Source organism: Oceanicella sp. SM1341, from assembly GCF_003448965.1.
Taxonomy (GTDB): Bacteria; Pseudomonadota; Alphaproteobacteria; order Rhodobacterales; family Rhodobacteraceae; genus Paroceanicella.
Map to the genome: position 1 here is coordinate 13,509 of NZ_QRGC01000016.1, position 18,713 is coordinate 32,221.

The window sequence follows — 18,713 nt, forward strand, 5'->3', positions numbered from 1 at the left end:
CGTATGGACTTCAGAGATCTTCCCAAGACCGGCTCCTACCGGCTTGAAAACATGCGCGTTCCCGCCTGCCTTGCCGGGGGTGGCGAGGGGCTGGTGCCGCTCTCGCTCACCATCGCGGGCGGGCGCATCTCGGAGGCGCCGGCCGATGCGGTGCTCGACATGAAGGGGGCGATGGTGTTTCCCGCCTTCACCGACATGCACACCCATCTCGACAAGGGCCACATCTCGCCCCGCGCGCCAAACCCCGACGGCACCTTCCCCGGCGCGCTCGCTACCGTGGGCGCCGACCGGGTGGCGAACTGGAGTGCCGAGGACGTTCGCGCCCGGATGGATTTTTCCCTGCGCTGCGCCTTCGCCCATGGCACCGCGCGCATCCGTACCCATCTCGACAGCCTCGCCCCGCAGGACGAGATCTCCTTCCCGGTGTTCCGCGAGATGCGGGCCGAATGGGCCGGGCGCATCGAGCTGCAGGCGAGCTGCCTTGTCGCCATCGACCGGATGGAGCTCGACGGCTGCTTCCGCCGCACGGCGCAGATCGTGGCCGAGAGCGGCTCCGTGCTCGGCTGTGTCGCCTACCCGATGCCGGGCATCGAGGCGCAGCTCGACGGGTTCCTCGCGCTCGCCGAGCACCACGGGCTCGACGCCGATTTCCATGTCGACGAGACCGGAGACCCCGCAGCCGACGCCCTGCGCTCCATCGCCGAGGCGGTGCTGCGCACCGGCTTTCAGGGCCATGTCACCGTGGGCCACTGCTGCTCGCTCGCCGTGCAGGAGGAGGCGGTGGCCCTCTCCACCCTCGACACGGTGGCAAGGGCCGGCCTGCACGTGGTCTCCCTGCCGATGTGCAACATGTACCTGCAGGACCGGGTGGCCGGCCGCACGCCGCGCTGGCGGGGCGTCACCATGGTGCAGGAGATGAAGGCGCGAGGCATTCCGGTGGCCTTCGCTTCCGACAACACGCGCGACCCCTTCTATGCCTACGGCGATCTCGACATGCTCGAGGTGATGCGCGAGGCCACCCGCATCGCCCATCTCGACCATGGCGCGGACGACTGGGTGCGCGCCTTCACCACCGTGCCCGACACGGCCTGCCGCTTCGCGAGCCCCGGCCTCGCGCCCGGCGCGCCGGCGGACATGGTGATCACCCGGGCGCGCAACTGGTCCGAGCTCTTCGCCCGGCCGCAGGCCGACCGCATCGTCATCCGCGCCGGCCGGCAGGTCGACCGCACCCTGCCCGACTATTCCGAGCTCGACCCGCTCATGGAGACAGCATGAAACCCAATGTCGCCGCCGCCCTCGAGGCGCTCTCGCATCTCGACACCACGGTGAACCCGGCCGCGCTGAAGGCCCAGAGCCGGGATTTCTTCTGGTACTCGCCGGTGCTCAAGGCCCGGCTCGACGGCGTGGTGGCCGATTTCGCCGTCTCCCCCGCCACGGAGGAGGAGGTGATCGAGGTGCTGCGCACCTGCTATGCGCATGACTGCCCGGTGACCACCCGCGGCGCCGGCACCGGCAACTACGGCCAGGCAATGCCGCTCGCGGGCGGCTGCGTGCTCAACCTGCGCAAGCTGAACCGGGTGAAGGAGATCCTGCCCGGCCGGCTGATCGTGGAGCCGGGCGCGATCCTGAAGGACATCGACGCCGCCACCCGCGCCCACTCCGGCCAGGAGCTGCGGATGTTCTCCTCCACCTGGGCGACGGCGAGCATCGGCGGCTTCATCGCCGGCGGCTCGGGCGGCGTGGGCTCGGTGCGCTGGGGCTCGCTGCGCGATCTCGGTAACATCATCCGCCTGCGCGTGGTCACCATGGAGGCCGAGCCGCGCGTGCTCGAGTTCCGTGGCGAGGAACTGGCCCGCGTCTCCCACGCCTACGGCACCAACGGCATCATCACCGAGCTGGAGATGCCGCTCGCCCCCGCATACGACTGGGTGGACCTCATGGTCGCCTTCGACGATTTCGCCGAGGCCGCCCGCTATGCCGACGCGCTGGCGAGCGAGGACGGCATCCTCATCAAGCTCGCCACCGTGATCGAGGGCCCGGCCCCGGCGCGCTACTTCCAGCGCCTCAAGGGGCGGGTGCGCGACGACCAGTCCCTCGTGCTGCTGATGGTGGCGCCGCACGCGATGGACGCCTTCGAGACCTTCACCGCCCGCCGCCCCGCCGCCTCGCTCCTCTACCGCTCGGACGATTGCGACTGGGAGCGCGGGCCGGGCATGGTGTTCGAATACGCCTGGAACCACACCACCCTGCGCGCGCTGAAGGTCGACCCCGCCATCACCTACCTGCAGGTGCGCTACGCCTTCCCCGACCACCTGGAGCGGGTGGAGGAGGTGCGCCGCGTCTTCGGCGAGGAGGTGCTGCAGCACCTCGAGTTCATGCGCACCAACGGCAAGGTGCATGCCGCCGGCCTCTCGCTGGTGCGCTTCACCACCGAGGAGCGGCTCGACGAGATCGTGCGCCTGCACGAGGAGATGGGCTGCATGATCTTCAACCCCCACCGCTACACGCTGGAGGAGGGCGGGCGGCAGTCGGTCGACGCCATCCAGCTCGGCTTCAAGCGCGAGGCAGACCCCAAGGGCCTGCTCAACCCCGGCAAGATGATCACCTGGGAAGACCCCGACTGGACGTATGACCGGATGTACGCCTACCCCGGTCTCAAGGAGCAGGCCGAATGAAACGCGCCCTCGTGCTCTACGCGCATCCCTGCGAGGAGAGCTTCGCCGCCTCCGTGCACCACACGGTCGTCACCCGCCTGCGCGCGAACGACTGGGCGGTGGATGACTGCAACCTCTACGAGGAGGGGTTCTCGCCCGTGCTCAGCGGCCCCGAGCGCCGCGCCTACCACGACATCGGCCCCAACACCCTGCCGGTGCAGGACTACGTGGAGCGCATCCGCCGCGCCCGGGCGCTGGTGATGGTGTTCCCGGTGTGGAACTTCGGCTATCCGGCCATCCTGAAGGGCTTCTTCGACCGGGTGTTCCTGCCCGGCGTCTCCTTCGGCATGGTCGACGGCAAGGTGCAGGGCATGCTGCACAACATCCGCCGGGTGGCGGCCGTCACCACCTACGGCGGCACCCGCACCCGGGCCACGCTGGCGGGCGACCCGCCGCGCCGCATCGTGATGCGCGCCCTGCGCAAGACCGTGCACCCCGGTGCGAGCTTCCGCTATCTCGCCCTCTACGACATGAACCGCGCCACCCACGTGCAGCGCGAGGCGCATCTCACCCGCGTCTACCGCGAGATGGACGCCTTCTGATGCGCGCGCTCGTCGTCTACTGCCACCCGAACCCGGAAAGCTACACCGCCGCCGTGCTGGCGGTGGTGCAGGCCCGGCTGGCGGCGGCAGGCGCCGAGACACGGGTGCTCGACCTCTACGCCGAGGGCTTCACGCCCGCGCTGAGCGCGCAGGAGCTGGCGGATTACGAGAAATCGCCGGAGAACATCGCCCCCGTGGCCGCCCACGTGGAGGCACTGCGCTGGTGCGACACGCTGATCTTCGTCTACCCCACCTGGTGGTACGGGCTGCCGGCGGTGCTGAAGGGCTGGCTCGACCGGGTGATGCTGCCCGACGTCGCCTTCCTGATGCCCAAGGGCGGCGACATCGGCCCCGGCCTCACCCACATCACCCGGCTGGGCGTGTTCACCACCTGCGGGGCGAGCTGGCCGCTCACCTTCTTCATCGGCGCGCCGGGCAAGCGCACGCTGCTGCGCGGCCTGCGCATCCTGTGCCACCGCCGCGCCCGCACCGCCTTCGCGGCGCATTACCGGATGGACAGCTCCACGCCGCAGAGCCGCGCCCGCCACCTCGCCCGGGTGGAGGCGCGGATGACCCGGTTCCTCGCCCGAAAGGCCCCCGCATGATCCCGGTGCTCGACCTCGCCGCCTTCCGCGCGGGCGATGCGGAGGGGTTCACCGCCGCCCTCTCCGCCGCCTGCCGCGAGACCGGCTTCTTCCTGCTCACCGGCCACGGCGTCGACGAGGGCCTCACGGCGGCGCTCTTCGGGCAGGCCGGTGCCCTCTTCGCCCTGCCGCAGGCGCGGAAGGAGGCGGTGGGCATCCACCTCTCGCCCCACAACCGCGGCTATGTCGCCCTCGGCGCCGAGCGGCTCGACGACACCTCCGGCGCGGTGGACCGCAAGGAGGCCTTCAACATCGGCCTCGACCTCGCGCCCGACGACCCCGAGGTGCTGGCCGGCAAGCCCTTCCGCGGCGTGAACCTCTGGCCCGATCTGCCCGGCTTCCGCGAGACGGCGCTGAGCTATTTCAACGCGGTCTGGGCGCTCGGGGTCGAGCTGCACCGCGCGGTCGCGCGCGACCTCGGCCTGCCGGAGGGGCATTTCGCGCCCGAGTTCACCGCGCCCATGGCCACGCTGCGCCTGCTGCGCTACCCGGCGGCCTCGGGCGGCGCGGGCGAGATCGGCGCCGGCGCGCATACCGATTACGGCTCGCTCACCCTGCTGATGACCGACGGCACCCCCGGCCTGCAGGTGCGCCCCCGCGGCGCCGGCTGGACCGACGTGCCGCATGTGCCCGGCGCCTTCGTGGTCAACATCGGTGACTGCCTGATGCGCTGGACCAACGACATCTATGTCTCCACCCCGCACCGGGTGCTGCCGCCCGCGCGCGAGCGCCGCTCGCTCGCCTTCTTCCTCGACCCCAACCCCGACACGCTGGTCGCCGCCCTGCCCGGCACCGGCACGCCGAAATACCCCGCCATCCGCGCGGCGGATTACCTCGCCGCCCGGCTGGCGGCGACCTACGAGCAGAAAGGCTGATGCCGATGCCCCGCCATTACTGGGCCCAGTACCGCACCACCGAATTCGCCGGCTTCGACCCCGCGCGCACCATCGCCGTGCTGCCCACCGCCGCCATCGAGCAGCACGGGCCGCACCTGCCCGTGGGGGTGGACAGCATGATCGGCCAGGGCATGCTCGACACGCTCACCGGCCTGCTCGACGCGGCGGAGGACATCCGCGTGCTCATCCTGCCCCTGCAGTGCGTGGGCAAGTCGAACGAGCACCTGCACGCGCCGGGCACCGTCACCCTCACCGCGGCCACCGCCATCGAGGCCTGGACGGAGATCGGCCTCTCCGTCGCCCGCGCCGGCCTGCGCAAGATGGCGATCGTGAACAGCCACGGCGGCAACGTGGACATGAATTCCATCATCGCGCGCGAGCTGCGCGTGCGCGCGAACATGCTGGTGGGCAAGGCGCACTGGGGCGCCTTCGGCACGCCGGAGGGCATGTTCTCGCCGCGCGAGAAGACCTACGGCATCCATGGCGGCGACGTGGAGACCTCGCTCATGCTGCATTTCCGCCCCGAGCTGGTGGAGATGGCCGAGGCGCAGAACTTCACCTCCACCGCCGAGGGCATGGGCAATTTCACCCACCTGCGCCCCACCGGCCCGACCTCCTACGGCTGGATCGCCTCCGACCTCAACCCGCACGGCACCGTGGGCGAGGCCGCCCTCGCCACGGCGGAAAAGGGGGCCGCCACCGCGCGCCACCAGGCGGAGGGCTTCCTCGCCTTCCTGCGCGAGCTCGCGGAGTTCGAGCTGCCCGGCCTCTGATCCTGCCCGAAGGCCGCATTGCGCCGCCCCCCGCGCCGCGCTAAGCGCGGGGGCAGCAGCCCCGGGAGGAGAGATCATGGACGCGGAAGAGCAGGCCCTGCGCGCGGCGATCATCGCGAAATGCCGCTGGATGAACGACAGCGGCCTGAACGCCGGCACCTCCGGCAACATCTCCGCCCGCTGGCGCGAGAGGATGCTCATCACCCCCTCCGCCACGCCCTACGAGGCGATGGAGCCCGAGATGCTCGCCTCCATGCCGATCGAGGGCGACTACGGTGCTTGGGACGGCCCGCTCAAACCCTCCACCGAGTGGCGCTTCCACCTCGACATCCTGCGCGCGCGGCCCGAGGCGCAGGCCATCATCCACACCCATGCGCCCTATTGCACCGCGCTCGCCATCACCGGGCGCGACATCCCGGCGGTGCATTACATGATCGCGGCCTTCGGCGGCGCCACGGTGCGCTGCGCGGGCTACGCGCCCTTCGGCACCGCCGCACTTTCGCAGAAGGCGCTGGAGGCGCTGGAGGGCCGCTGCGCCTGCCTGCTCGCCAACCACGGCATGATCGCCTTCGGACCCTCGCTGGAGAAGGCGATGTGGCTGGCGGTGGAGCTCGAAACCCTCGCGCGGCAATACCACAACGCCCTGCTGATCGGCGGCGCCGTGGTGCTCTCGGACGCGCAGATCGAGGAAACCCTCGCCGCCTTCAAGGGCTACGGGCTGTAGGACCCGCCGGCACCGGCAGGCTGAGGCCACTGCGCCCGCCTGCTCTCAAAGGCGCTTTCGCTGTTACACGAAGAACGCACCGCAAGCAACTGCCACAGAATGCTTTTCCGACTCGTTCAGCCCCCGCGCCCACTCCGTGCAAACAGCTCGCGGGCGAAGGCGTGGAAGGCCGCGTCCGTGCCATAGGCCACGTTCACCCGGATATGCGCCCGGCCCGGCGCGCCGCCGGGCGAGAACACCGAGCCGGGGGCGATGAAGATCCCGGCCTCCGCACCCTCATGCGCGATGTCGGCCTCGCTCACCCCCTCGGGCAGGCTGGGGTAGAGGTAGTAGCCGGGCCCGGTGCCGAAGGGCAGGCCGAAGCCGGAGGCGCGCAGGGCGGCGGCGGTTTCGGCCACGCTGGCGCTCACCCGCTGGCCGAGGCGGCGCAGGTGGCCGGCGTATTGCCCGGCGTCGATGAGCTCGAAGATGAAGCGCTCGATGTAGGAGGAGGTGGCGACCGTGCCGAGCATCTTCAGCGCCACGAGCTGTCGCACCACCTCCGGAGGCGCGCTCACGAAGCCCGAGCGCAGGCTGGCCGAGAGGGTCTTGGAGAAGGTGCCCACGTGGATCACCTCGCAGCGCGAGGGCAGGCTCGCCAGCCGCACCGTGCCGGGGGGCACGAGATCGGCGAAGGTGTCGTCCTCCACCACGAAGAGCCCGCCCTGCCCGGCGAGTTGCAGCACGGCGGCGCATTTCTCCGGCGAGGTGGTGGTGCCGGTGGGGTTGTGCGCCACGGTCTGGGTGAACAGGCCGCGCGGCCGGTGGCGGGCGATCTTGCGGGCGAGGTCGTCGATGTCCGGCCCGTCGGGCAGGCGGCGCACGCCGATCAGCCGCACCCCGGCGAGGCGCAGCTTGGCGAAGAGCGGGTAGTAGCCCGGCTCGTCGACCAGCACGCAGTCGCCCCGGCTGAGATACTGGCGGGTGATGAGGTCGAAGGCGTGGTTGGCGCCGAAGGTGGTGAACACGGTGTCGGGGCTCGCGGCGATGCCGCGCTCCTCCAGCCGCCGGGCGAGCAGCCGGCGCAGCGGCATGTAGCCCGCCGCCTCGCCATAGCCGTAGTCGGTGCCGCTGCGCACCGAGATGCCGAAGCGGAAATGGCGCTGCAGCTCGGAGGCCTCCAGCCAGCTCGCGGGCGGGCGGCCGTCGCCGATGCGGGCGTCGAAATTGCGGTCGAGCTGCTCGCGCAGCAGCGAGATCGCGTCCGTCGCCTCGCGGAAGGACTGGCTGGTGCGCTCGCCCATCCGCGGCAGCGCATGCGCCACGTAGAAGCCCGAGCCGCGCCGCGCCACCACCAGGCTGTCGGCCACCAGCCGCTCGTAGGCCTGCACCACCGAATTGCGCGAGATCCGCATCTCGTCGGCCATGCCGCGGATCGGCGGCAGGCGCTCTCCGGGCTCCAGCCGGCCGGCTTCGATCTGGCCGCGCACGCGCTCGTACACCTCGTCGACCCGGCGCACGGGCACGCGGCGAATCCCTCTCCCCTGTCGCAAAGCGTCTCCCCATTCTTCCGCAACACATTGAAAAGGCGCGCGGAAATTGTTTGTCAGAATTGTACCTTGTGTCTGATTGTGCGCCGTATAGCGTTCGCAGGCAAGACATCAACAAGACTGCCCGGAGGAAAGATATGGGTTCGCAGACCCCGGCCGCCGCTCCCAGCGCGGCCTACAGTTCCCGCATCGCCAATGCCCGCAACATGACCCCGGCCGAGCGTCTCGCCGCCGTGGCGGAGGCCGTGGGCCTCACGGCCGAGGAGCGCGCCCTGCTGGCAGACCCCGCCGCCCTGCCCCTCACCGCCGCCGACGGGATGATCGAGAACGTCATCGGCACCTTCGGCATGCCGATGGGCATCGCCACCAACTTCGTGGTGAATGGCCGCGAGGTGCTGGTGCCGATGGCGGTGGAGGAGCCCTCGGTGGTGGCCGCCGCCTCGTACATGGCCCGCATCGCGCGCGATCACGGCGGCTTCATGACCTCGAGCTCCGCCCCGATCATGCGCGCCCAGGTGCAGGTGATCGGGCTGAGCGACCCGCATGGCGCCCGCCTCGCCCTGCTGCGCGCGCGTGACGAGATCGTCACCACCGCCAACGCGCGCGACGCGCTGCTGGTGAAGCTCGGCGGCGGCTGCCGCGACATCGAGGTGCATGTCTTCGAGCAGAGCCCCGCCGGCCCGATGGTGGTGATGCACCTGCTGGTGGACGTGCGCGACGCGATGGGCGCCAACACCGTGAACACCATGGCCGAGGCCGTGGCCCCGATCGCCGAGCGGGTGACCGGCGGCCAGGTGCGGCTGCGCATCCTCTCCAACCTCGCCGACCTGCGGCTGAGCCGGGCGATGGTGCGCATTCCCGAAGCCGCCCTCGCCACGAAGGATTTCGACGGCGCGCGCATGGTGAGCGGCATCCTCGAGGGCTACGCCCTTGCCGCCACCGACCCCTACCGTGCCGCCACCCACAACAAGGGCATCATGAACGGCATGGACCCCGTGGTGGTGGCCACCGGCAACGACTGGCGCGCCATCGAGGCAGGCGCCCATGCCTGGGCGGCGCGCAAGGGTTCCTACGGCTCGATGAGCGTGTGGGAGCGCGACGCGGCCGGAAACCTGGTGGGCTCGATGGAAGTGCCGATGGCCGTGGGCCTGGTGGGCGGGGCGACCAAGACCCACCCGCTCGCCCGGCTGGCGCTGAAGATCATGGGCGTCTCCTCGGCGCAGGAACTGGCCGAGGTGATCGTGGCCGTGGGCCTCGCGCAGAACATGGCGGCGCTGCGCGCGCTCGCCACCGAGGGCATCCAGCGCGGGCACATGGCCCTGCACGGGCGCAACATCGCCATCCTCGCCGGGGCCACCGGCGCCGAGGTCGAGACGGTCGCCAAGCGCATGGCCGCCGAGCGCGACGTGCGCGTGGACCGCGCGCAGGAATTGCTGGCAGAGATGCGCGGGGCGTGACATGCCCCGCGGGATGAACAACAAACCATAAGGGGAGGAAATCATGATGACCCGAATGACACGACGCCGGGCGCTGGCCCGTCTCACCGGCACGGCGCTCGCCGCACCCGCCATCGTGGCGGCCGGCAGCCTTGCCACCCGCGCGCAGGACAAGGTGCGCTGGCGCATGCAGGCGCTCTGGGGCGGCGGCACCAACCCGCAGGTCTACGAGGAGAAGTTCGCCGCCCGGGTGGCCGAGCTCACCGACGGCGCCTTCGAGATCCAGACCTTCGCCGGCGGCCAGATCGTGCCCGCCGCCCAGGCCTTCGACGCGGTGCGCGGCGGCGCTTTCGAGATGATGAAGACCTTCGACGGCTACACCGCCGGCAAGATCCCCGCGCATGGCTTCACCTCCACCGTGCCCTTCGGCTTCCCGGAGGCGGACCAGTACGAGGCGTGGTTCTACGAGCGCGGCGGCCTGGAGATGGCCCGGCGCTCCTACGCGCCGGCGGGGCTGAGCTATGTCGCCCCCACCATCTACGGCGAGGAGCCGATCCACTCCAAGATCCCGCTCAACACCATCGCGGAGATGAGCGGCAAGAAGGGGCGGTTCGTGGGCCTCGCCTCCTCGGTGATGGCGGAATTCGGGGTGGCGGTGTCGCCGCTGCCCACCTCGGAGGTCTACTCGGCGCTCGACAAGGGGCTGATCGACTTCGCCGACCGGGGCGACCTGCAGGCCAATTACGAGGAAGGCCTGCACGAGGTGGCGAAATACATCATCCTGCCGGGCTTCCACCAGCCCACCACCGCCACGGCCTATGTGGCCAACACCCGCGCCTACGAGGCGCTCTCGGCGCAGAACAAGGCGGTGCTGGCGGTGGCGGCGCGCGAGATTTCCGGCTCGCTGCGCCAGGACATCATCGTGAAGAACGTGGAATACCTGCAGAAATACCGCGACGCCGGCGTGGAGGTGATCACGCTCGACCCCGCGGACGTGCAGGAAAACCGCGGCCGCGCCGTGGAGGCCTGGCGCAAGGCCACCAACGGCGACGCGCTGGCCACCGAGATGCTCGAGTCGCAGATGGCGTTCATGCAGGACCTCGGCCTGCTCGACGCCTGAGCCCACGCCCGTCGCGGCCCCCGGAGCCGGCCCCTTCGGCCGCCCCGGGGGCCGTTCCGTCTTTCCCTGCTTGCCCTGAGGCCCGCCGATGCTCGCGCTCGCCGCCGCTGTCACCGCGCTGAACCGGACCCTGTTCCGGGGCGTGAAATGGATCGTCTTCCTGATCGTGGTCCTGATGCTGTGGGAGGTGGTGTCGCGCTACGCGTTCAACGCCCCCACCGGCTGGGGGCCCGAGCTCGCCACCCTGCTCTTCGGGCCCTATTTCCTGCTCGGCGGCCCCTGGCTGCTGCACGTGGGCGGGCACGTGGCGGTGGACATCCTCTCGGCGAAGGCCGGCCCGCGCAGCGGCGCGGTGCTCGCGGCCATCGCGGCCCTGATGGCGCTGGTGTTCGGCGCCATCCTCACCTGGTTCGCCCTGCCGCTGGCCTGGCAGTCCTGGAGCTACGGCGAGACCAGCTTCTCGGCCTGGAACCCGGTGATCTGGCCGGCCAAGGCCATGCTGCCGCTCGCCACCATCCTCTTGTCGCTGCAGGCGGCGGCCGACCTCGTGTTCCTCGCATACGGTGACGCGCGCGGCCGGGAGGCGCAGGCATGACCGGCTCCTCCTTCGTGCTCATCCCGATGTTCCTCGCGCTGGTGGGGCTGATGCTCACCGGCGCGCCGCTGGCCTTCGTGCTCGGCTCGGTCGCCTTCATCTTCACCATCGCGGTCTGGGGGCCGGGGGCGCTCATCGTCTCGGTGCTCAACACCTTCGAGACCATGACCTCGGATTCGCTGATGGCGATCCCGCTCTACATCCTCATGGCCTCGATCCTGCAGAAATCAGGCATCATCGAGGACCTCTACGCCGCGATGGAGAAATGGTTCGGCCGGCTGCCCGGCGGGCTCGCCATCGGCACCATTGCCATCTGCACCGTGATGGCGGCGATGACCGGCGTGGTGGGCGCCGCGGTGGCGGCCATGGGCATCCTCGCCCTGCCCTCGATGATGAAGCGCGGCTACGACCGGCCGATGGCGCTGGGGGCGATCTGCGCCGGCGGCACGCTGGGCATCCTCATCCCGCCCTCGGTGGTGACCATCGTCTATGCCATCACCGCGCAGATCTCGATCGGGCAGATGTTCATCGCCGGCATCGTGCCGGGCCTCGCACTGGCGCTCGCCTATTGCGCCTACATCCTGATCCGCACCACGCTCAACCCCGCCCTCGCCCCGCGCCCGGGGCCCGAGGAGCCGCGCGTGCCCACGGCCGAGAAGCTCGCCGCCCTGCGCACGCTCATCCTGCCCGGGCTGATCATCCTGGGTGTGCTCGGCACGATCTATGCCGGCATCGCCACCCCCACCGAGGCGGCGGCCGTGGGCGTGCTCGGCGCCGTGATCTCGGCGCTGGTGACCGGGCGTTTCAGCGTGGAGCAGCTCTCCGCCTCGGCCACCGACACGCTGAAGGTGACGGCGATGATCCTGTGGATCACCATCGGCGCGCGCACCTTCATCTCCGTCTTCACCGCCACCGGCGGGGCCGACGGGCTGCTCGACTTCATCCGCGGCATGGAGACCTCGCGCTGGCTGGTGCTGGCGGCGATCCTGGGCGTGCTGATCTTCCTCGGGCTGTTCCTCGACGAGATCGGCATCATCCTGCTCTGCGTGCCGGTGTTCCTGCCCATCGTGCGCGAGCTCGGGTTCGACCCGCTGTGGTTCGGCATCCTGTTCATGATCACCGCGCAGATGGCCTACATCACCCCGCCCTTCGGCTACACGCTGTTCTACCTCAAGGGCGTGCTGCCACCGGGCGTGGGCATGGGGGAGGTCTATCGCGGCGTGGTGCCCTTCTTCCTCATCCAGCTCGGCATGCTGCTCCTGTTCATCCTCTGGCCCGAGCTGGTGACCTGGCTGCCCGAGCGGATGATGGCGGGCTGACTTGACGGCGCCGGCCCCGCGCCGCCACACTCCGCCCCGAGAGCCGGGGAGAGGGTGATGGCGCGGGCGCAGCCGACCGAATTCGTGATGCACATGCTCGAGGTGCTGGAGCCCCTGGGCCCGATTTCGGTCACCCGGCTGTTCGGCGGCTGGTCGATGCGGCTCGACGGGGTGCAGTTCGGCGTGGTGCTGCGCGACACCTTCTACCTGTGCACCGACGCGGCGATGCGCGCCGAGCTGTCGGAGCTCGGCTGCGAGCCCTTCCGCTACACCCGCCGCAAGTCGGGCCGCGAGGTGGAGGTGCCGCGCTTCATCTCCCTGCCCGATGCCTGTCTCGACGACCCCGACCTCGCGGTGGAATGGGCCGGCCGCGCGGTGGAGGCGAACCGCCACCGCGCCTGAGAGGCGCCGCCCCCCCCCGCAGTGCCGGACCGCGACGGGCCTCGCCCGCCCCCGGGCCCGGGGGCCCTCCGGCCGGCGGCGCAGCGGGGTTGCATCGCGGCCGCGCCGGGGTCTAGGCTGCGCGCGCAGAGTTTCCCGGCCGGTCCCGGCCCTTTCCCGGAAGGCGTACATGTCTGATATTGCTGCCGAAGCCGGCTGGCCGCGCGCCACGCTGGATGTCGATTACAATGCCCGCGCCTCTGTCGCGCTGCCCGAATTCGAAGCCGCCACCGCCGCCTACCGCGCGCTCTCCGAGCCGGCGCGGGCGCTGCCGGGAGCCCTGCTCGACCTCGTCTACGACACCGCCAGCGGCCAGACGCTGGACCTCTTCGGCGCCGCCCCGACCGGCGCCGCGCCCCGACCGGTGTTCGTGTTCATCCATGGCGGGTACTGGCGCATGCTCTCGAAGGAGGATTCCGCCTTCATGGCGCCGATGCTCGCCCGCCACGGCATCGCCACCGCCGCGGTCGACTACCGGCTCGCCCCGGGGGTGAGCCTGGCCGAGATCGTGCGCGAAGTGCGCGCGGCCGTCGCCTGGCTCTGGCGTGAGGCCGACACCCTGGGCATCGACCGCAACCGCATCTACGTGGGCGGCAGTTCGGCCGGCGGGCATCTCACCGGCTGCGTGATGGCCTCGGGCTGGCAGGAGGCGTTCGGCCTGCCCGACGCGCCGCTGGCCGGCGCCCTGCCGGTGAGCGGGCTGTTCCACCTCGGGCCCATCGCGGCGAGCTTCGTGCAGGAGTGGATCTCGCTCGATGCCGAGGGCGTGGCCGCCCTCTCGCCGCTGGAGCATGTCTCCCCCGCTTCGGGCTGCCCCGCGGTGGTGGCCTGGGCGGCGGGCGAGCCGGCGGGCTTCTCGCGCCAGTCGCGCGCCTATGGCGCGGCCTGGCAGGCCGCCGGCCATCCGACCACGCTGATGGAAGTGCCCGGCCGGCACCATTTCGACGTGATCCTGGAGCTCGCGGACGAGGCGAGCCCGCTGGGCCGCGCCCTGCTCGGGCTCATCGGCGCTCAGCCCTCCTGAGGGCGGCGCCCCGTTGCATGCGCGGGGCCGCGGCCGGGAAACTGCCGCTGCACCGTGCGCCGCAGCACGCCGGCAAAGGCCGCCACCGCCGGCGACGGGCTGCGCCCGGTGGGGTGGATCAGCGTCACGTCGCGGTCGATCGCCGGGCCGGTCATCGGGCGGCTCACCACCATGCCGTCGCGCAGGGCGGCGAGCGCGTAGGTGGGCAGCACCGCCACGCCCAGCCGCGCCTCCACCAGCGAGAGGGCGGTGGTGATCTGCGACACCTCGAAGGCCGGGCGCAGCGCCACGCGCGCGCTCTCGAAGCCGATCTCCACCAGCAGGCGGATGCCGCTTTCGCGGGTGAGGGTGATCACCGGCAGCCCGTCGAGCGCCGTCCAGGGCACCGGCCCCGTGCCCTGGGCCAGGGCCGTGCCGGCGGCGGCGAACACCATCAGGCTGTCGCGCATCAGCGCGACGCGCTCCACCCCCTGGCCCGAGGGCGGGAAGGTGCCCAGTCCGCAATCGGCCTGGCCCGAGCGCACCCGCTCCACGATCTGGTCGGTTCCGAGGTCGGCGAGCTCCACCGTAACCCCCGGGTGCAGCTCGCGAAATTCCGCCATTGCGCGCGGCAGCACGGCGGAGGCGAGCAGCGGCGGGGCGGCGATGCGCACCCTGCCCCGGCGCCGGGCCGCGAGGTCGCGCATGTCGCGCACAGCCTGGTCGAGGTCCTCGACCACCTTGCCGGCGGTGCCGCGAAACTCGGCCCCCGCCTCGGTCAGCTCCACCCGCCGGGTGGTGCGGTCGAAGAGCCGCATGTCGAGCGCGCCCTCCAGCTCCTTCACCGCCTGCGAGAGCGCGGGCTGGGCGATGTTCATCTGCCGCGCCGCGGCCGAGAAACTGCCCGCCTCCGCCACGGCGAGGAAACAGTGCAGCTGCCTGAGGGTGAAGCTCATCGCGGGGGCTCCGGAACATCCATTGATTCTGCCGATCAATTAATACGAATAACCGAGATTGTTATATAGATCACGGAATGCTCTCCTTTTCGCAAGCGGCAGGGGCCCTGCCGCGCAACGGGGAGCCCGCCTTGAACGCAAGCGACGAGATGGCCCGCAAGGGCGGAACCTGGATCGGCCAGCGCCTGCTGCGCCGCGAGGATCCGCGCCTGCTCACCGGCGGCGGGCGCTATGTCGACGACCATGCGCCCGAGGGCTGCCTGCATCTCGAATTCGTCCGCGCCGAGGAGGCGCATGCCCGGATCCTCGCCATCGACACTGCGGAGGCCGCCGCCGCCGAGGGCGTGGTGGCGGTGTTCACCGCGGCCGACCTCGGCCTCGCGGGCGTCTCGGCGGTGAACCTGCTGGTGGACGACGTGACCCCCGTGCCGCTGCAGGTGCTGGCGGAGGGGGAGGTGCGCGCGCTCGGCCAGCCGCTCGCCGCCGTGGTGGCGCGCAGCCGCAACGCCGCGCGCGACGCGGCTGAGCTGGTGTCTGTCGAACTCGAGGCGCTGCCGATCCCACAGGGCGAGGACCGCCCCGTGGTGATGCGCGCCGCCTGGGCCGCGGGCGAGGTGGACGCCGCCTTCGCGGAGGCCGCCGTCACCGTCTCGGTCACCTGCCGGCACGCGCTGGTGGCCCCCTTCCCGATGGAGCCGCGCGCGGCGCTGGCCGATGGCCGCGGCGACACGCTCACCGCCTGGTTCTCCACCCAGACCCCGCACCGCGCCCGCGAGGACCTCGCCCGCATCCTCGGCCGGCCGCTCGAGAGCATCCGCGTGATCGCGCCGGACGTGGGCGGCGCCTTCGGCGGCAAGGCCTCGATCTACCCCGAGGACGTGATGGTGGCCTGGGCCGCCGCCCGCCTGCGCGCCCCGGTGAAATGGTGCGCCACGCGCTCGGAAGACCTGCTCTCGGCCACGCAGGGCCGCGGCGCGGTGAACCGGGCCGAGCTGGCGGTGAGCGCCGACGGCATCCTTACCGGGCTGCGCGCCCGGCTCGACTACCCGCAGGGCGCCTGGATGCCCTATTCCGCCGTGGTGCCGGCGCGCAACGCGGGCCGCATCCTGCCCGGGCCCTACCTGCTGGAGACGGTCGACATCGCCGCGCGCGGCCTGCAGGACCACCGCGCCGCCGTGGGCATCTACCGCGGCGCCGGGCGGCCGGAGGCGGCGATGCTCATGGAGCGGCTGATGGACGAGGCGGCCCGCGCCCTCGCCCTCGACCCGCTGGAGCTGCGCCGGCGCAACATCATCCCCACGGACCGTTTCCCCCACCGCAGCGCCACCGGCGAGACGCTCGATTCCGCCGATCTTCCCGGCCTGCTCGACACGCTGGAGCGCGAGACCGGCTACGCGGAGCTCAAGGCAGGCGTGGCCGCGCGCCGGGCGGCGGGCGAGGCCGTGGGCCTCGGCCTGTCGCTCTACGTCGAGCCCTGCGGCCAGGGCTGGGAAAGCGCCACGCTCGCGCTGATGCCCGACGGCAGCTTCACCGCCACCACCGGCTCCTCCGCCCAGGGCCAGGGGCGGGAGACGGCGATCTCGCAGATCGTGGCCGAAACCCTCGGGGTGGACGCGGGCCGGGTGGCGGTGCTGCACGGCGACACGCAGACCACCCCCACCGGCACCGGCGCGCTCGCCAGCCGCTCCACGGCCATCGGCGGCTCGGCGATGCTGCGCGCGGCACAGGCGCTCGGGGCGCAGGTGCGCGCGGCGGCGGCTCGCACGCTCGGCGTGCCGGAGGCCACGGTTTCGCTGGGGCCCGACGGGGTCTCCGCCCCGGGCACGCGGCTGGGCTGGGAGGCCTTCGCCGCCGCCCTGCCCGGTCTGCCCGGCGGCGCCGCGCTGCATGTCTCCGAGACGTACACCGCCGCCGGCGAGGCCTGGAGCTCCGGCGCCTGCCTCGCCGTGGTGCGCATCGATACCGACACCGGCGTGCCCACGGTGGAGCGCCTCGCCTGGGTGGATGACGCGGGCGTGGTGCTGAACCCCATGCTGGTGCAGGGCCAGCTCGAGGGCGGCATGGCCCAGGGTCTCGGCGAGGCGCTGATGGAGGGGCTCGCCTATGACGGCGAGGGCCAGCTCCTCACCGGCTCGCTGATGGATTACGCCCTGCCGCGCGCGGCCGACGTGCCGCCCGTGGCGCTCTTCAAGCAGGAAACTCCCGCGCCCAACCCCATCGGGGCCAAGGGCGTGGGCGAGGCGGGCTGCATCGGCATTCCCGCCGCCATCTTCAACGCCGTGCGCGACGCGCTCGGCCCGGATCGGGGGCGCGATCTGCAGATGCCGCTCACCCCGGAACGCCTGTGGCGCGCCCTCTCGGAGGAGCCCGCGCCGGAACCCCCCACGAGGCAGCGATGAAATACGCGAAGAAAGACGCGAAGGCCCATGCCTTTGCCACGATGAAGGGCGTCTGGGCCGCCGCACTCACCCCGTTCGTGCCCGGCAGCCTCGCGCTCGACGAGGACGGCTTCCGCGCCAACATCCGCCACTGGGTGGACGACCTCGGCATCGACGGGCTGTTCATCTGCGGCAAGCAGGGCGAGTTCTTCTCCATGTCGGTGGAGGAGCGCAAGCGCAGCTTCGAGCTTGCGGTGGAGGCCTGCGGCGACCGGGGCCAGACTATCATGTCGGTCTCCGACCAGAACATGGACGTGGTGATCGACCTCGCCCGCCACGCCCAGGACGTGGGGGCGGATTACGTGGTGATCCACGCCCCGGTGCTGCATTTCCTCAAGGCGCAGGACGAGACGCTGCTGCGCTACTACGAGACCATCGCGAGCAAGATCGACATCGGCATCGCGCTGTGGAGCCACCCGGACTCGGGCTACCTGATGAGCCCCGAGCTGTGCAACCGGCTGGCGGACATCGAGAATGTCGTCGCGATCAAGTATTCCGTGCCGCGGCCGATGTATGCCGAGCTCACCCGCCTCGCCTCGGACCGCATTCTGGTGAGCACCGCCTCGGAGGAGGAGTGGCTCGACAACATCCTCGAGCTGAACTGGCAGCTCTACCTGTGCTCCTCGCCGCCCTACCTGATCCAGACCGCCGCCGACCGCCGCATGCGCGACTATACCGACGCGGCCTTCGCCGGTGACGCGGCGCGCGCCCGCGCCCTGCGCGACAGTCTCGACCCCGTGCGCGCCGCCCTGCGTGACACCCGGCCGCTGGAGAAGCCGCAGGCGCATCAGAAATACTGGCAGGAACTGCTGGGTCAGGTCGGCGGCGCGGTGCGCGTGCCCATGCTGGAGCTGACCGAGGCCGAGAAATCCGCCACCCGTGCCGCCTTCGAGGCCTGCGGGCTGAAACTGCCCGTAACCGCCTGAGCGGAGAGAAAAACCCGCCGCGGGCCCGCCCCGGCGCCGATTGAGGAGAGACCAGCGATGACGAAACAGCGCCTGAACGCCTTCAACTTCGCCAAGTGGATCGACGAGCACAAGCACCTGCTCAAGCCCCCGGTCGGCAACCAGCAGATCTGGGAGGATGCCGGCATGATGGTCACCGTCGTCGGCGGGCCCAACAAGCGCACCGATTACCATGACGACCCGGTGGAGGAGTTCTTCTACCAGCTCAAGGGCGACATGGTGCTCAAGGTGGTGGATGACGGCACTTTCTACGACGTGCCGATCCGCGAGGGCGAGATCTTCCTGCTGCCGCCGCATGTGCGCCATTCGCCCCAGCGCCCGCAGGAGGGCTCCATCGGCCTGGTGATCGAGCCCAAGCGCCAGCCGGACGAGATCGACGCCTTCGAATGGTACTGCTTCGAGTGCTCGGCGCTGGTGAACCGCGTGGAGGTCTCGCTCAAGAGCATCGTGAAGGACCTGCCGCCGCTCTACCAGGCCTTCTACGCCGACGAGGCCGCCCGCACCTGCCCCCAGTGCGGTGCCGTGCACCCCGGCAAGGAGCCGCCCGAGGGCTGGGTGGTGGTCTGACCGCCCGCAACTGACTGAACCAGAATGAAAAACCGGCCGCCCGAAAGAGGC

18 protein-coding genes are annotated in these 18,713 nt (G+C 71.3%); 16 read left to right on the forward strand and 2 right to left on the reverse strand.

What is annotated here, in order from left to right; translation table 11 throughout:
• Positions 1 to 3: 3 nt before the first annotated feature.
• The 7 genes from D3P35_RS14970 to D3P35_RS15000 all read left to right on the forward strand — a co-directional run bounded on the left by D3P35_RS14970 (position 4) and on the right by D3P35_RS15000 (position 6,293).
• Positions 4 to 1,275 (forward strand): cytosine deaminase, encoded by a 1,272-nt coding sequence (locus tag D3P35_RS14970; protein ID WP_118135551.1) that lies wholly within the window; start codon positions 4 to 6, stop codon positions 1,273 to 1,275.
• The gene (locus tag D3P35_RS14975; RefSeq protein ID WP_118135552.1) at positions 1,272 to 2,675 is read left to right on the forward strand and encodes an FAD-binding oxidoreductase; all 1,404 of its coding nucleotides are present in this window, start codon (positions 1,272 to 1,274) and stop codon (positions 2,673 to 2,675) included. The genes D3P35_RS14970 and D3P35_RS14975 overlap by 4 nt, the downstream gene beginning before the upstream one ends.
• The gene (locus tag D3P35_RS14980; protein WP_118135553.1) at positions 2,672 to 3,256 is read left to right on the forward strand and encodes an NAD(P)H-dependent oxidoreductase; all 585 of its coding nucleotides are present in this window, start codon (positions 2,672 to 2,674) and stop codon (positions 3,254 to 3,256) included. The genes D3P35_RS14975 and D3P35_RS14980 overlap by 4 nt, the downstream gene beginning before the upstream one ends.
• The gene (locus D3P35_RS14985; RefSeq protein ID WP_118135554.1) at positions 3,256 to 3,861 is read left to right on the forward strand and encodes an NAD(P)H-dependent oxidoreductase; all 606 of its coding nucleotides are present in this window, start codon (positions 3,256 to 3,258) and stop codon (positions 3,859 to 3,861) included. The genes D3P35_RS14980 and D3P35_RS14985 overlap by 1 nt, the downstream gene beginning before the upstream one ends.
• Positions 3,858 to 4,775, forward strand: a complete 918-nt coding sequence (locus D3P35_RS14990; protein WP_118135555.1) for an isopenicillin N synthase family oxygenase — start codon at positions 3,858 to 3,860, stop codon at positions 4,773 to 4,775. Before D3P35_RS14985 ends, D3P35_RS14990 begins: the two co-directional genes overlap by 4 nt.
• Complete coding sequence (locus D3P35_RS14995; RefSeq protein ID WP_118135556.1) at positions 4,775 to 5,569, forward strand: creatininase family protein; 795 nt, start codon at positions 4,775 to 4,777, stop codon at positions 5,567 to 5,569. Before D3P35_RS14990 ends, D3P35_RS14995 begins: the two co-directional genes overlap by 1 nt.
• A 76-nt stretch (positions 5,570 to 5,645) precedes the next feature.
• A complete protein-coding gene (locus D3P35_RS15000; protein WP_118135557.1) occupies positions 5,646 to 6,293 on the forward strand; it encodes a class II aldolase/adducin family protein in 648 nt (215 codons plus the stop codon).
• Between the two features lie 116 nt (positions 6,294 to 6,409).
• Here the strand turns inward: D3P35_RS15000 and D3P35_RS15005 are convergent, their stop codons facing one another.
• Positions 6,410 to 7,798 carry a PLP-dependent aminotransferase family protein gene (locus tag D3P35_RS15005; protein WP_198670635.1) on the reverse strand — a complete coding sequence of 463 codons (1,389 nt, stop codon included), beginning with the start codon at positions 7,796 to 7,798 and terminating at the stop codon, positions 6,410 to 6,412.
• Between the two features lie 161 nt (positions 7,799 to 7,959).
• On the opposite strand from D3P35_RS15005, the gene D3P35_RS15010 reads away from it, so the two are divergent.
• The 6 genes from D3P35_RS15010 to D3P35_RS15035 all read left to right on the forward strand — a co-directional run bounded on the left by D3P35_RS15010 (position 7,960) and on the right by D3P35_RS15035 (position 13,757).
• Positions 7,960 to 9,279, forward strand: a complete 1,320-nt coding sequence (locus tag D3P35_RS15010) for a hydroxymethylglutaryl-CoA reductase, degradative (RefSeq protein WP_118135558.1) — start codon at positions 7,960 to 7,962, stop codon at positions 9,277 to 9,279.
• A 46-nt stretch (positions 9,280 to 9,325) separates the two neighbouring features.
• A complete protein-coding gene (gene dctP / locus D3P35_RS15015) occupies positions 9,326 to 10,378 on the forward strand; it encodes a TRAP transporter substrate-binding protein DctP (protein ID WP_118135559.1) in 1,053 nt (350 codons plus the stop codon).
• Positions 10,379 to 10,466: 88 nt separating this feature from the next.
• Positions 10,467 to 10,973, forward strand: a complete 507-nt coding sequence (locus D3P35_RS15020) for a TRAP transporter small permease subunit (RefSeq protein ID WP_118135560.1) — start codon at positions 10,467 to 10,469, stop codon at positions 10,971 to 10,973.
• Positions 10,970 to 12,292, forward strand: coding sequence for a TRAP transporter large permease subunit (locus tag D3P35_RS15025; protein ID WP_118135561.1), 1,323 nt, complete (start codon positions 10,970 to 10,972; stop codon positions 12,290 to 12,292). The genes D3P35_RS15020 and D3P35_RS15025 overlap by 4 nt, the downstream gene beginning before the upstream one ends.
• A 57-nt stretch (positions 12,293 to 12,349) precedes the next feature.
• Positions 12,350 to 12,694 carry a TfoX/Sxy family protein gene (locus D3P35_RS15030; protein WP_118135562.1) on the forward strand — a complete coding sequence of 115 codons (345 nt, stop codon included), beginning with the start codon at positions 12,350 to 12,352 and terminating at the stop codon, positions 12,692 to 12,694.
• A gap of 169 nt (positions 12,695 to 12,863) precedes the next feature.
• Entirely contained in the window at positions 12,864 to 13,757 is an 894-nt protein-coding gene (locus D3P35_RS15035) for an alpha/beta hydrolase (protein ID WP_118135563.1), read from the forward strand.
• Here the strand turns inward: D3P35_RS15035 and D3P35_RS15040 are convergent.
• Complete coding sequence (locus D3P35_RS15040; RefSeq protein ID WP_118135564.1) at positions 13,745 to 14,692, reverse strand: LysR family transcriptional regulator; 948 nt, start codon at positions 14,690 to 14,692, stop codon at positions 13,745 to 13,747. The genes D3P35_RS15035 and D3P35_RS15040 overlap by 13 nt on opposite strands.
• 131 nt (positions 14,693 to 14,823) lie before the next feature.
• Between D3P35_RS15040 and D3P35_RS15045 the strand changes: the two genes are divergently transcribed.
• The 3 genes from D3P35_RS15045 to D3P35_RS15055 are packed head-to-tail and all read left to right on the forward strand — an operon-like array spanning position 14,824 to position 18,662.
• Complete coding sequence (locus tag D3P35_RS15045) at positions 14,824 to 17,091, forward strand: xanthine dehydrogenase family protein molybdopterin-binding subunit (protein ID WP_198670636.1); 2,268 nt, start codon at positions 14,824 to 14,826, stop codon at positions 17,089 to 17,091.
• A complete protein-coding gene (locus D3P35_RS15050) occupies positions 17,088 to 18,056 on the forward strand; it encodes a dihydrodipicolinate synthase family protein (RefSeq protein WP_118135565.1) in 969 nt (322 codons plus the stop codon). Before D3P35_RS15045 ends, D3P35_RS15050 begins: the two co-directional genes overlap by 4 nt.
• Before the next feature lie 57 nt (positions 18,057 to 18,113).
• Positions 18,114 to 18,662, forward strand: coding sequence for a 3-hydroxyanthranilate 3,4-dioxygenase (locus D3P35_RS15055; protein ID WP_118135566.1), 549 nt, complete (start codon positions 18,114 to 18,116; stop codon positions 18,660 to 18,662).
• Positions 18,663 to 18,713: the final 51 nt, after the last annotated feature.